Origin of the sequence: Paenibacillus sp. FSL R7-0302, assembly GCF_038006885.1 — a bacterium.
In the GTDB taxonomy this organism is placed as follows: domain Bacteria; phylum Bacillota; class Bacilli; order Paenibacillales; family Paenibacillaceae; genus Paenibacillus_AQ.
Genome location: NZ_JBBOWB010000001.1, coordinates 1,443,588 through 1,457,574, shown reverse-complemented (window position 1 = coordinate 1,457,574; position 13,987 = coordinate 1,443,588). Strand labels below are relative to the sequence as shown.

Here is a 13,987-nt window from a genome sequence, read left to right as displayed (position 1 = left end):
GGGCGGTACCTATTCCCGGTTACTTCACATTAATGGCCTCTAAGATATACAGGCTGCGACTTGTTGCCGCTGTAATCCTCCATGACCACTGTAACTACTGCTGCAGTAGAAGTGAAGCTCAGCGCAGCCTTCGTCGTGCGGCCGCGGATAATCATCGGCTTCATGCCCGCAGCACCGGAGATATAAGTGACCGGGAACGACCGGTTCTGGCCGTCTTCGTTAATGTACATATACCGCCAGTCACGCGTGCTTGGCATCGGCAGGTTCAGCGTATTTCCGTTCCAGGACCAGTTCTCTGCATAAGGCTCGGACACCTTGTCGGTGAACGTTCCGTTATAGGTTATTTTATCGGTATTTCCGGCTTGAACGGTAACCGTATACTCATCACCGTTCACCGGCATATTTTGGAACAAGGCTGAGGTTGCCCCCTGCGGCACGGTCAATTCCTTCGATACCGGCTGCGGCGTGGTAGTCCAGTTCACCGACTTCACTGTAACCTTGACACTGCCCTGGGCTGCGGCGGGATTCGTCCACTTCACCAAGAAGTCTCCATTCGCAGCGGACTCGGCAGTCACATAGGATACCGCAGCATTCAGGTTGAAGGACAGCGTGGCCGGATCGCCCTCCAGCCCGTCTGCACCTACAGCCGCTACCTTCAGCACGCCGGATTTGGCCGGAAGCTTCTTGATATAGAAGGTCTCATCATACTTCCCGCCCACATAGATATCATTCACATATACATTGTATTGCTTCACCTTGGAATAATCGGTGTCCATGACCCACTTCACGATCAGCTCATCCGTGCCCGGCAGCGCCTGCGCTATGGAGAGACCGGCTGGAGCCGATGGCTTGACCGCTGAGCCGTCATGAATCCGCAGCTGGCCGATGTTCATCTGATAATTGGCTGCTTGTGTGGCTCCAGGGGTGAACACCAGACCGAAGGCAGCGATCTCCCGGCCGGCATAAGCACCAAGATTAAGCTCGGCTGTGGTCCAGCCCGTGGTATGCTTCCCGCTATTTGCAACAGGAACCTTCACCACTTGATTCGGGTTGTCGCGGAAGATGAGTCCTGCGCTCAGCACTGAGGTGTCGTTTGCCGACGGCTTGTTGTAAACGATGGACAGCTTAGAACCAGCTTTTACGGCAAGATTGCTCTTATAAAGACGCAGGAAGTTCTCGCTGTTCAGATTCCCGCTCACCGCCAGCGAGCTTCCGCCGTTGTAACCGCCAAGCTGCTGGTAATTCATACGCGAATTGGCGGTCTGGTCATAACCCGGACCATAATCGAAATCCACGTTCAGGCGGTTGCCTGTGGTATCCTGCCACCATTGCCAGGTGACCGGAACATCCTGAAGGCTCATGTTCGACCACTCCGCCCCGCTGGATACCGATCCGTTCTTGTAATAAGCAAGGCCGTGGCCTGTATTAAAGCTGGTATAGAAGTTGGCATCCTTCACTACCGAGCGCTCGGCAATGACCGAAGCGATCCCAGGCCAGTAGCGGTTATCGGCATATACATCGGCTACCGTATTATTGGAAGACACCGCTGTATTCTTTGGATTCACCTGCGGCCCTGACCACCATAGCTGCTCGCGCAGGTTCGTCATCCATTGGTATTTGTTATCCGTACGGTTCGAGACAGGCCAGGACTGATTCATGTCCTCATCCAGACCGGCATGGACAAAATCCGCGCCGAGTGTCGCCAGGCTGGTCCGTGGAATTCCCCCGGACAGCTTGCTGCTCAACGCTGAGCCTTGCACGCTCTTGAAGCGGTCGCGCCCGGCTTCAAGTCCCGCGAAGCCGGTCTCAAAGAGATTATAGCTCGTCCCCTCGGCCGCGTTGAAGGTATTCAAGTAATTCGCCGCCGAGGTAATCTGCGAGCTGCCCATACCGTAATCGAAGAAAAACGAATTCGAAACCTGTTTGTTGGCCGCTTTATCATAGAGCATAGAGATATTGTTGTTATTAAAGGTTCTGGCGAAGACATTGGCTCCTGTGGCAGTATTCAGAGAATCATACCATTGAACATACAGCCCGCCTTCCTGTAGCGCTTTCATGAAAGCAATATAATCAGGAATATCCGCTGTCGCCACATTCGGGTTCTGCTCCTCCTGATTCAGGAAGTACCCGTCATACCCGAAGTATTCGGCCATTTCAATCATTTTCTCAGCTACCGGGAACTTCCCGTTCGCATCCTTCACAATCATCTGCTTATACGTCTGCTGTCCCCGGTCATTGTTCGAGAAGAACACCCCGGCCAGTGACATTACCCCATTCTTATGTGCGGCATCGGTATATGCCGGATTCGGAATGTTCAGCATGCCGAACTCGAACCATTTCTGCTGCCAGTCGGACTGGGCCAGATCGTCGTAATATTCCGGCGGTGTATACGCTGTCGCTGTTCCGTGCCAGTAGGAATAATAGTCAATATACTGCCAGAAGTTGAAGTGGTACTGGGCGAACTTGTTGGTGTACGGGGCATTCTCGATAAAAGCATTACCATAATCGCCCGCAACATTCATCATCTGCACCGCCGGATTCAGCGCCGGATTGGCCTGAGTCTGCTGGAAAGGTGCAATCCGCTGCTGCAACGGCACCCTGGAGCGCAGTAGCGCTGCGTCCTGATCTCTCTGCGGACTCCAGTCCGCTATGTGCTGGCTGGTATAGCCATGTACGCTGGGCTGATTCGCACCGTGTGCGCTTTCACCTTTGAACGGCCAGGTGTCTCCGGCCATGGCTGTCTGCGGCAGCAGGGTAACCAGCAGCGCTGTACCTAATACCGCTGAAGTCAGCTTACGAATTCTGTGTGTCCGGGATGTAGCTACCATTGTTCACTCTCCTCATTCTTCAGTTTGATGAGAACGCATTCATAATAACTGGATGAATCTTCCTTCTGGATGATAGTGATCAAGGTTACTATATAGCAGTTCATGCGGGGACTAATAGAAGCGAAATTAAAGATTCTCTGGTCAAATTAAAGAAAAGTGCAGGGTGGAGGGCAGGGGCGGCCGCCCTGCGGAGTGTATTACTTGTAATTTTGCAGTATGGGATCGCCGTGACTCCAGAGAAGTTTTGGGCTTCCGGCCGCTGTTGTCCCCAAATTTCTTAATTTAAACCGCTGTTCGCGGATGAAATCCGGTGACAAAGGCGGACGCTACCGCTCCTACAGCTCCAAAATTCCCCTCCATCACTTTTCCCTGTCTGTGTTTTTTCAAGTTCAATTTATATAGTTACTTTATTGGCTGCTTGCTGCTGTGTTCGCTTTTCCGCATACATTTCGCCCACGCACCTCCGCTGCCGCCATTGTGTTCGATTTCCGCATACATTTCGCCCACGCGCCTCCGCCCTGCCCAATGTGATCGGTTTTCCGATTACATTCGGCCTACGCGGCGCGTCCGGTCCAATTGTGATCGGTTTTCCGATTACATTTGGCCGACGTAGCGCCCCCGGTTCAATTGTGATCGGTTTTCCGATTACATTTGGCCTACGCGGCGCGTCCGGTCCATTGTGATCGGTTTTCCGATTACATTTGGCCGACGAGGGGCGTCCGGTCCAATTGTGATCGGTTTTCCGCATACATTTCGCCCACGCGCCTCCGCCCTGCCCAATGTGATCGGTTTTTCGATTACATTCGGCCGACGTAGCGCCCCCGGTCCAATTGTGATCGGTTTTTCGATTACATTTGGCCTACGCAGCGCCCCCGGTCCAATTGTGATCGGTTTTCCGATTACATTCGGCCTACGCGGCGCGTCCGGTCCAATTGTGATCGGTTTTCCGATTACATTTGGCCTACGCGGCGCGTCCGGTCCAATTGTGATCGGTTTTCCGATTACATGCCCCACCCGCACCCTTGCCACGCCAAGAAGCAGCCCCGCAAGGAGCTGCCTCATGTTTGTCTCATATGTTACTTACCTTCATTACATAAATCCGCCAGCTTACTCCGCCTCCGGATAAGGATTGATACTCTGGATCGTGCCGTCTTCGTTGTATTTCAGCTCGGTGTACTTCACGCAGCGCTTGTGGTTGACGCCTTCAGACAGGGAGCTGTCGTGATAGAACAGATACCATTTGTCTTCCACTTGCACAATGGAGTGGTGAGTCGTCCAGCCGATGACCGGAGACAGAATCTCACCCTTGAACGTGAACGGTCCCATCGGATTCTTGCCGATTGCATACACGAGCTTATGCGTGGTTCCAGTTGAGTAGGACAGGTAGTAATCGCCGTTATATTTGTGCATCCATGGGCCTTCAAAATATCTGTGCTCTTCATCCCCGGCCAGAATCGGATTCCCGTCTTCATCGACAATCGAGATCTCGGCAGGCTTGCCCTGGAAGGACAGCATATCGTCGCTAAGCAGCGCAACTTGCGGTCCAAGCGCCGGCTGGTCGGCAGCCGGTCCTTCCGCATCCGGCACGAAGCTGCCGGTCTGCCACTTCTCCAGCTGGCCGCCCCATAGTCCGCCGAAGTAGATATACGCCTGGTTGTCGTCATCTACCAGCACGGCCGGGTCAATACTGAAGCTGCCTTCCATATAATTCGGCTGCGGGGAGAACGGGCCTGCGGGAGACTCCGACGTTGCCACACCAAGGCGGAAGATGCCGTCATGGTCGCGGGCCGGGAAGAACAGATAGTAGGTGTTGTTCTTATATGCGGCATCTGGAGCCCAGAGCTGCTTGGAGGCCCATGGAATATCTCTCACATGCAGCGCTTCGCCGTGATCGACCACCGGAGAATCGAAGCTGTCCATCGAGAGAACATGATAGTCTTCCATTTTATACTGGTCGCCGTTATCATTGCTCGGCTCGTCATGATCCAGATCGTGGGAAGGATAGATATAGATTTTGCCTTCATAGACATGGGCGGACGGGTCCGCTGTATAGATGTGAGTTACGATCGGTTGATTAGACTTAGGTGGTTGCTGCTGATTCATAAGGCATCTCCTTTGATATTGGAATAATAGAATCCTTCATAGTAAGCAGGGCTGGCATTCTCTGTACCGTTGCCCGAGGCATGTACGCCGAGGCAGACACCGGTGAAGCCGCCGTTGACCTCCGGGGACAGGACCGATACATGAACCGTCTCCGGGACTTCATGCCAGGACACGCCATCTGCCGAATACGAGCAGTGGTAGTGATAGCCGTCGCAGCGGAGGCGAAGCTGAACGGCACCTTGACCGCTTACCTCATACTGGTGAACCTGCCGCTCCTCGCCGTTCTTCACGACAAGCTCCATCACCCGGCGGCCGCTGCGGCAAGTAAGTCCCCAGAAAAGATATCCACGGTTGTTTAGCCGCGCAGCCAGTCCGGCATGCTCGCCTTCGGTCACCGGTGTGAAGTCAAGGCTTGCGCCCATCTCCATCCGGTGTTGCTGCTGGCGGAGACACGCGAACACTGCAGGTGCCTCATCGTCCAGCGTGTAAGCATTCCCGCGCACGGTGAGGCTGTCTTCCCGCTCGGTCCAGGAATAGCGCTCCGCCTCATAGGCGCGGAGGAACGCCCACTCCGGTCCGAAGCCGCTCTCCGGCGTAAAGCGCAGCACAAGGCTGTCCAGGCTGGATTCACCCTCTGCAATGACGGTGCCTTCATTATTGTCAATCATCGGCCAGCCGTCCTCCGTCCAGGTGACCGGAGCCAGGAAGGTCTCCCGGCCCAGCGGGGAATACCGGCCTTCCACCGGGCGCATACCCAGGAAGACGGCCCACCACTGCCCGGACGTATCCTCCACCAGATCGGCATGTCCAAGGCATTGTACCGGATGGTCCTTCAGTCCCCGGTGGGTCAGGATCGGCTCCGGCTTGTCCTCGAACGGGCCGTAAGGACTGCTGCTGCGGGCAATAATCTCCCGGTGATCACCCGCCGTGCCGCCGGAGGCGGTCATCAGGTAGTAGACGCCCTTGATCTTGTACAGATGCGGGCCTTCGACCCACGGACCGTCATCGCCGCTCCAGATGTTAACCGGCTCCGACAGCACTTCCCCGGACAGCGGATCAATCTCATACTGGATAATGTGCGACTCATAGCCTGCACCGTTCTGCACCGTAACATAGGTGCGCCCGTCATCATCGAAGAACAGAGACGGATCAATGCCCCCGTGCGGCAGCAGAATCGGATCAGACCAGGGCCCCTCAGGCTTGTCCGCAGTCACATAGAAATTGCCGATGCCTCTGACATCTGTAGTAATCATGTAGAATCGCCCGTCATGATAACGGATGGTGGCGGCGTAGATGCCGGATGAGCTCTTGGTCGCCCGCAGATCCAGCTGGGACTGGCGGGTCAGCACATGCCCTATCGGGGTCCAGTCGATCAGGTCCCTGCTGTGGAAGACAGGCACACCCGGAAAATATTCAAAGGTGCTGTTAATCAGATAGAAATCTTCATTCACACGGACCACACTGGGGTCCGGATAATACCCGGCAATAACGGGATTCCGCACATTCATGGATTGCATCATACCCTCCTCTGGAATGAAAGCAAGCGTTTACAATCGCTAGTGTTATTGTACAAGCCCGGATTAAGCTTTCCTATGCGCAGACTAAAGAATTTCCCCCGAAAAAATGTACAATTTCCGCCTACAACCGATTGTACTGGAAATAAGCACCGTTTGCTCGTCATTTTGCTTGAGGAAATGGTCATTTTTTGCGGAGTTTACCGGCTACCTGCAGTGGTCTCAAAAATCAACAAAAAGCCGTCCCCCAACCATAATCTGGCTTGGGGGACGACCCTGATCTTGCTTATACAATCGTTATGTGATGCCTATACTTACGGATTAATCAGATTCGATTGAATCAGCAATCTGCGGATAGCCGCCGACGCTTCGGCGCGGGTAATATTCTCGTTCGGCGCAAGACGCTGCTCGTCTCTGCCCTGAATAATGCCGGCCGACAGATTCAGCTTCACATTGGCAACCGCCCAGCCCGCTACCGATGCGGAATCGGCAAAGGACTTCAGCAGCTGCTGAACCTGCTCTTCGCTGCGGGAAGACTTCAGCTCTGTAATGCTCATCGCTCTGCTGACAATGGCCATGGCTTCCTGTCTGGAAATATTGTTATCCGGTCTGAAGGTTCCGTCCGGATAACCGGTGATCAGGCCGTTCTCGATAGCAACCTGAAGCTCCAGCCCGTACCACCCGCCTGCGGAGACATCGCTGAATGTAACCGGCTGATCCCCATGCGTGACTATCCCGAGTGCTCGGGCCAGCATAGCTGTGAATTCAGCCCGCGTGATCGCCCGCTGCGGTTCAAAGACCGCTTCCTTCGTGCCGCTTACCACCAGTCTTGAGCCCATGTCATTGACATCGGGCTTGCTCCAGTGCTTCGCCACATCCGGGAATTCCAGCGGATTCCAGATCAGGCCGAAATCGCCGTTCTCCAGACTGTTAATTGTCGCATAATAACGTCCGTCTTTGATTGTTACATAAGTCGGCTGATGATAGATTTTACCATCCCGGTATAATACGCCAGTGGTAATCTTCATATTTGCCGGTACCGGCAGCGTGTATTTCACCCAGCCGTGGCTGGTTACAAGTACGGTCTGTCCCTGATACTTGGCCTTGACTGAGAAGTTCGCAAGTGTACCGCCTGTTTGCGCCTTCCGCATCCCGGCGGCAAGCTTGAATCCTTCAACGCTGGCCGGAGCAGACTCCGTCAGCTCGGCAGTAATAACAATGTCGTTCACATTCACATTGCCTTGACCGAACTGCTTGCTGAGCTCTGTCAGATTGATATCTGCAGCATTCAGTCTGGCCGTACCCAGATCAGACTCGACTACGATCTCGCCGCCTTTATTCTGCAAGTCCTTCAGGCTGCTCGCAGTAAGCTCTACACTGCCAGCCGGAATGCCGGTAGTGGTTCCTTGCGGAGCAGGTGTAGCCGTTGGCGCAGGCTTCGTTACTGGATAAGACTCAGGACTCTTATCTGTAATCCGCACAATCTGGAAGGTGCTGAATTTGTTAATCTGAATCTCCAGCGCTACAGGCTCGCCGCTGGAATTATACACAATCGCTGGAGTATAGACGGCAACCTCGCCGTCGCTGTGTTCAACATATACCCGCAAGCTGTCCAGGAAGGCATCACGCGCCCCGGAGCTTTGCAGCGGAATGCCGCCAGCGATTTCAGTGAGCGGAAGCAGAATCTTGGTGTTGATCTTGCTGTAGTTGGCTTCAATCTCCCTTGGAGCTCCAAGGGTCTGGAGCGTCTTGTCACTGGTCAGAGCCAGCTTGGAAACGCCGTTCAGAACGGCATTGCTCTGAACCCTGAGCTGTTCCAGGGTATTCTCCACCGGTACAACCCGGAAGTACAGGTCTGTAGCGGTTGCTTCGAGCTGCTCCAGGCTGGCTGCATCCAGACGGATGGAACCCAGTGCTGTGACAATATCAAGTGAAACCTTGCGTCCGGCCAGAACCGATACCGCGCCGGAAGGAATCTCCACCGCAATCTCATCCGCCGGTGCAGCAGAATCATCCACATGGGTGATGCTTACCTTCCGGTTCGCTGCATCCGGGTCATTCGGATTCACGCCTTCAATCAGGTTATACATTTCATTCTCATCAATCACAATCGTGTCAATCTTGGTTCCGTTCGACAGGTTCGTTCTCAGAATCGTTACGCCCTGCTGTAGCGGACTGCCGTCATTAGGGGTAGACATTCCTGCCTGCCTGGAGGTTGCCTGACGGACGGCACCGTCCTTGGTCACGCCTTTTGCCTTAACGATCAGCAGATAATGCTTAACTGCACTCTTCCCGCCCCGGGTGAAGGTTGCGGTCAGAATGACATTCGTATCCTTGGGCGGAAGGGTTACATTGCCCTTGGCCTGTTCGGCATTCTGCTGGACAGCGATTACCGATGCTTCATTCGAAGACCAGGTAATCTTCGTATCATATTTGCCGGTCTGCAGCAGTACGAAGGCTTCGGTGACACTCTCCCACGTATCCCCAGGCGCGAAAGTGGCCGCCGTGTTGATTCCGGTGCTTCTTGCCGCATCCTCTGCGGCTTCCTGGTCGCTGAGCTTTTTGACAACAATTGTAAAGGTCTTGACCAGCGTCTCGCCCGGACGGTCAGGGTCTGCCAGCTTCACAGTAAGCTCTACCGTCACATCCTCTTCATCCGGTCCAGGTCTCTTGACCCGTCCGGTATTCGTGAGAACATCAGGGTTACTGGAGGTCCAGGTCAGCACAGATCCGGTCTCGCCTGTCTTCGGCAGGAATAGATTCCGGGTCACCGACTCCTCTGAATCTCCCGGAGCATAGGTTACTTGAATATTCAGCTCATCCTGGGGAAGGTTGACCGGGCTGGTTCCTTTGACTTTAATATAGAAATCCTTCTCCCGGAAAAAGCCTTCCTTGGCAACACGCGCCGTCAATCTAACCACCGTATCCTTCAGCGGACGCTGAACTTCACCGGTGTTGCTGACAATATCGCTGCGGTGGCTCGTCCATACTACATCAGAATCATAATTGCCTTTCGAGATCAGTGTGATGGCTTGCGTTACACTCTTCGCCGTATCCTGCCCCTGATACCCGATAGCCAGGAGTTCAGCAGCTTCATCAAGCTGAGCATCAAGCCCCTCCCGCTTCGCCTTAACTGTTACAACGAACTCCTTGATGACGGTGACATTGCCTTTGGTAATTGTTGCGGTAAGGGTCACCTCCCGGTCCCCTTCATTAGCACCGGGACGGTTCACTGTACCCTCTGGACCCAGTATGGAAGGCTCCGTGGAGGTCCAGGTAATCTTACTGCCATAGTTGCCCTCTGTGATCAGGTCCAGCTTCGTTTTCACCTGCTCCTGGAGCTCATTGCCTGCCCGGATCTTCTCCCAGGTCAGAGCTTCCAGGCTCTCCTTCACGGACTCTTCGTCCGTCAGCGGATGCTTGACCACGGTGAGTACGAATTCTTTCGTCTCGGTTACATCCCCCTTGGTGATGACCGCCGTTAAGGTAACAGTACGATCGCCATCCAGGTAGGAAGGAGCCTGAAGTTTGCCATCCGGCGTAATGACCCCCTCATCTGAAGAAGTCCATTTGATGCTGCTACCATTCTCACCGGCTGCCGGTAAATAGACATCTGAGGTCACCGAATCCTGGCTGACATTCTCTTTGCGGATGGTATTCCAGGTCAGCAGGTCTGTATCCTCGGCTACCGATTGGTTGTCGGTTCCGGCCTGTTTTTTGACTGTGAGCACGAAGGTCTTGGTCTGTTCCGAATCCCCGTTCTTCAGTACAGCGGTCAGCGTAACCTCCTGATCTCCCTCCGCAAAGACAGGGCGTGTTACAGTCCCGTCCGGCCCGATAACAGCCTCGTTGCTGGAGGTCCAGGTAATCGTGCTGCCGAAAGCGCCTGTCTCGGGTAAAAGCAGCCCTGACACAACAGACTTCTGCACCAGATTCTCCTGCCGGATCGTATCCCAGGTAACGGCTGCCGCGTCACGGTTCACCAGTGACACCGTGCCCGGAAGCTGGATATCGAAGTTGTTTGACGTCACCGGCTTAACGCCGTCTACAATTATGGACGGATCGACAGTCACCGATGCGAAAGCCGAAGCCTCAAGCTTGCCGGTTGCTTCTCCGGTGATCTGGATCTCCAGCACGGTGTCGCTGATCCGCACTACCGTGTAGTCCAGACCTTCCGGCAGATTGTTGAGGTGAACCCCTCCGCTAATCCCTTCGGTGAATACGCCGTTGCGCAGGGTAACCGTCAGCTTCTCTGCCGCTGTCCCGTCGCCTGCATCGTGAATCACTTCAGGAGACACTGCAATCGCTGCCGGAGGAGAGCGGAACAGAATAGCGAAGGTTCCCGAAGGAATGCCTGCAACCATAACTCCCGCCCGGTCCACGCTATCAGCGGACTTGTGGCTGGCCGCCTGTCCGGCCAAGGCTACCGTAATCTGAGTTGGACTGTCCACGGTAACTGTACCCGGTGTCAGGCCCGGCGGCCAGTTCACCGCTTCAATCGCCTCGATCACCGACTCATCGAAAGAACCGTTCTTCAGCTCCAGTACAAGCGCTCCCTCAATGGTGCCGTCATTCATCTCAGACTCATAGAGCAGCGGTGACTTGACCACCAGATAAGGCTCTTTGTCCATGAAGTCGAATTTGAAGGTATTCGTGCTCAGGTCCGCCGCTGCTCCTGTCAGCTTGCCGGAGGCCACGGTTACATAAGCTCCGTAGACATCGCTGGTTACCGTAGCTGCACCGGTGAATTTGATTTCCAGCTCCGTGTCGGAGATTCTTGTTACTGTTGTGCCGAGGCCCGCTGGAAGGCCATGCACCTGCACATCGCCCGCATTGACCGGTGCGGCGAATTTCCCGCCAGTAAGCGTCACACCGAGCGTCTCAGTAATTTCTCCAGAGCCGTAGACGGCTTCGGATACAATCCCTTTATTCAAGCTGAGCACCGCAGGGTCTCTGAACGTTACACTGAAGGTCTTGGTTGTCAGGCCGGAGGCGTTCCCGATCAGATTCTCCTTATCGACCGTCACGGACAGATTGTTCGTGGTCGCATCCTTGCCATGGTTAACGGCAGCACCCTTCAGCGTGAAATTAAGCTCAGTATCACTGAGCCGGGTCACGTCAAAGTCAAGGCCTTCCGGCAGATTATTGATACGGATATGGCTTGGATCAATAGAATCAGTAAGAGTCGCACCGACTATATTCACCTTCTGGTTGCCGGTAACCGTTCCATCATTCGCCTTAGCTTCCACCAGTTCGGTGCTAGCGCCTTCATCCAGCTCGATGTCAGAGATGACTTCACTGAAATCCCTCTCATCGAGACTAGTGTAATAGGTGAACTTCTTGCTCTCAAGCGGAGCCAGCGCACCTGAATCCCAGGTGATGGTGATTCCTGTGTCATCTATTACTTCCAAGTTCTTGGCAGTCGGCTTGTCATAAGCAGCTTCTTCATAAGGATCTTTATTAGTGAATCCGAAGATAGAAGCCTTTGCCCGCGGATTGCTTGAGTAGAAGAAGATAGGTGCTCTTGAATTAAAGGCCTTGTACAGCGGATCATCGTCATCAATAGTACTCGCCTTCACGACTGCAGCGCGATCTTCTTCAATGGTGTGGGTCACAATATTAGAGGTGACATAATCCCCTCCCTGATCCACCGTATTATCTGGGTCCATTGAGCGCATATACCGCGCCCCGTCCCAATTCTTCTCTGTTAGATTGGTAATAGTCACATCATTGCGGTAGAATTTCTGGTTCTCCCCAAAGCTGATCACCTGCTTAATCTCCATAGTGTCAGTCCATGTGGATACCGTAGTCGCACTCAGAATTCCTTTATCCGTCTGCGAGGTATTTACAACGGTGGTCGGCATATCCATTGAGCGCATCTGCGCTGAATTGGACTTTGCATATGTATGGTCGCCGATCTGGTAGCCTACCGCGAACCGTTCTTCAGGGGCACCCGGCAAATAATAATCGACTGGCAGATCTTTGCCTGTTCCATATCCGTCATGATCCGCACTCATTCCCAGATAAGGTCTGGAGTTCGTGCCACGGAAGTTAGCGGGCTTACTGCCCATCGTACCGAAATTCCCCCAGTTGCTTACTCCCAGTTCAATGAATTTGCCCCCCAGGAAAAGCTCTGTTCCGCCTTCTCCTCCATAGGCAGCCCTCGCTCCCCAATCTGCTGAATCTGCATGTACAGCCAGGGGTTCAGGAAACATAGACAGGATCATTGCGGGCACCATTAGCAGTGCGAGCAGCTTCTTACGCTTCATTGTCTCACTCCATTCTTAATAATTGAAATGCAAGCTTATACATATAAAAGCAAATCACTCTCACAAAATTCTCACAAATGATCGAAAAATGTCGTTAATTTGCACAAAAAGCAAAAAAGAAGCAGAGCACACGATACACGTGAACGCCCTGCCTTATGTTGATTCATATAAACTGCGGTTAGGAATGCTCTTCCCTAAGCCGGGAGTACATCTGCTGCATACGCCGGTTCTGATCTTCGGCCGGAAAAAGCTGCAGCAGCTGGCGGTAAAACTCCTCATTCTGCGGATCGGCCAGCAGACAGGCGTAGAACCGGTCCTCCGCTGCCTGAAGTGCACCTCCCGATATGCTCTCGCTGATCAGCCGAAGACTGAGCTTCTCATAGATCAGACGATACTTCTCTTCCAGGGAAATCTTCCATACATACGGCTTCCCTTGTAGTAACGGCCCCCGGTACAGGCTAAAGAGCGTCTCCAGCTGCTCTGCATCCAGACTTTGACCCGTCAGCACTTGTCCCGCCTGGTGATATTGCATAACGTCATAGTTGAATGCCCCGGTATCCAGCGTATATCCCTCAGAAGTCTTTTTGATCCTCATGGGGATGCCACCTGCCTCCATGACTCTTTTCACGCGATAGATGGCCGTGTGCAGATTGCGTAGCACCCGTTCTCCATCCATATCCGGCCAGAGCAGCTCGGACAGCTTCCATTTATCCACCTCACGGTTAGGATGACAGAGCAGGTAGGCGAAGAGTTCCTCCGAGATCCGCGTAGGGAATCGGAGCAGCTGCTGCTCTTCGTTACGCACCTCCAGCCGGCCAAAGCCCGTGACGGTTGGTGCCGGAGCCGGCAGAACAGAAGCGGTGGCCGGCCGCTCCGGCGTTCTCCGGTAAGGCTGCTGTCTGGCAAGCCGCTCGTATACCCGTTCAATTGCTTTAGGGGTAACGGGTTTTACAATGTAATCCAGGGCCTGTACATCGAAGGCTTTCAATGCATAATGCGTATGACCTGTTGTAAAAACAATGTGGGCATGCTCTGAAACCTCACGGATTTGCCGAGCCAGCTCCAGTCCGTTCATCTGCGGCATCTCTACATCCAGAAAAATAATATCCGGCTGCAGCTCGGGCAACTGTTCTAGCGCCTCCGCAGGATTGGTGAACGTACCCGATATTGTGAAGCTCTCATGACGGCTGACCAGCACCTCCAGCAAATCCAGCGCTGGAATCTCGTCTTCCAAAATTACGGCAGTGTACACCTAAGCCACTCCTATGATTGA

General features: G+C 53.8%; 6 protein-coding genes. All 6 read right to left on the bottom strand.

What is annotated here, in order from left to right:
* Positions 1-29: 29 nt before the first annotated feature.
* The 6 genes from MKY96_RS06175 to MKY96_RS06150 all read right to left on the bottom strand — a co-directional run bounded on the left by MKY96_RS06175 (position 30) and on the right by MKY96_RS06150 (position 13,966).
* Complete coding sequence (locus MKY96_RS06175) at positions 30-2,828, bottom strand: endo-beta-N-acetylglucosaminidase (protein ID WP_340939204.1); 2,799 nt, start codon at positions 2,826-2,828, stop codon at positions 30-32.
* A gap of 645 nt (positions 2,829-3,473) precedes the next feature.
* Positions 3,474-3,890, bottom strand: a complete 417-nt coding sequence (locus MKY96_RS06170; protein WP_340939202.1) for a hypothetical protein — start codon at positions 3,888-3,890, stop codon at positions 3,474-3,476.
* Positions 3,891-3,935: 45 nt separating this feature from the next.
* Entirely contained in the window at positions 3,936-4,931 is a 996-nt protein-coding gene (locus MKY96_RS06165; RefSeq protein WP_340939201.1) for a glycoside hydrolase family 43 protein, read from the bottom strand.
* The gene (locus MKY96_RS06160; RefSeq protein WP_340939200.1) at positions 4,928-6,448 is read right to left on the bottom strand and encodes a glycoside hydrolase family 43 protein; all 1,521 of its coding nucleotides are present in this window, start codon (positions 6,446-6,448) and stop codon (positions 4,928-4,930) included. The genes MKY96_RS06165 and MKY96_RS06160 overlap by 4 nt, the downstream gene beginning before the upstream one ends.
* A 311-nt stretch (positions 6,449-6,759) precedes the next feature.
* Positions 6,760-12,714: an S-layer homology domain-containing protein gene (locus MKY96_RS06155; protein WP_340939199.1), complete on the bottom strand. Its 5,955-nt coding sequence runs from the start codon at positions 12,712-12,714 to the stop codon at positions 6,760-6,762.
* 178 nt (positions 12,715-12,892) lie between these two features.
* Entirely contained in the window at positions 12,893-13,966 is a 1,074-nt protein-coding gene (locus tag MKY96_RS06150) for a response regulator (protein ID WP_340939198.1), read from the bottom strand.
* Between the last annotated feature and the right edge of the window lie 21 nt (positions 13,967-13,987).

Excerpts from the sequence above, each read along its gene's own strand:
- MKY96_RS06175 (WP_340939204.1), bottom strand. The coding sequence starts at position 2,828 with ATGGTAGCTACATCCCGGACACACAGAATTCGTAAGCTGACTTCAGCG.
- MKY96_RS06170 (WP_340939202.1), bottom strand. The coding sequence starts at position 3,890 with ATGAGGCAGCTCCTTGCGGGGCTGCTTCTTGGCGTGGCAAGGGTGCGG.
- MKY96_RS06165 (WP_340939201.1), bottom strand. The coding sequence starts at position 4,931 with ATGAATCAGCAGCAACCACCTAAGTCTAATCAACCGATCGTAACTCAC.
- MKY96_RS06160 (WP_340939200.1), bottom strand. The coding sequence starts at position 6,448 with ATGCAATCCATGAATGTGCGGAATCCCGTTATTGCCGGGTATTATCCG.
- MKY96_RS06155 (WP_340939199.1), bottom strand. The coding sequence starts at position 12,714 with ATGAAGCGTAAGAAGCTGCTCGCACTGCTAATGGTGCCCGCAATGATC.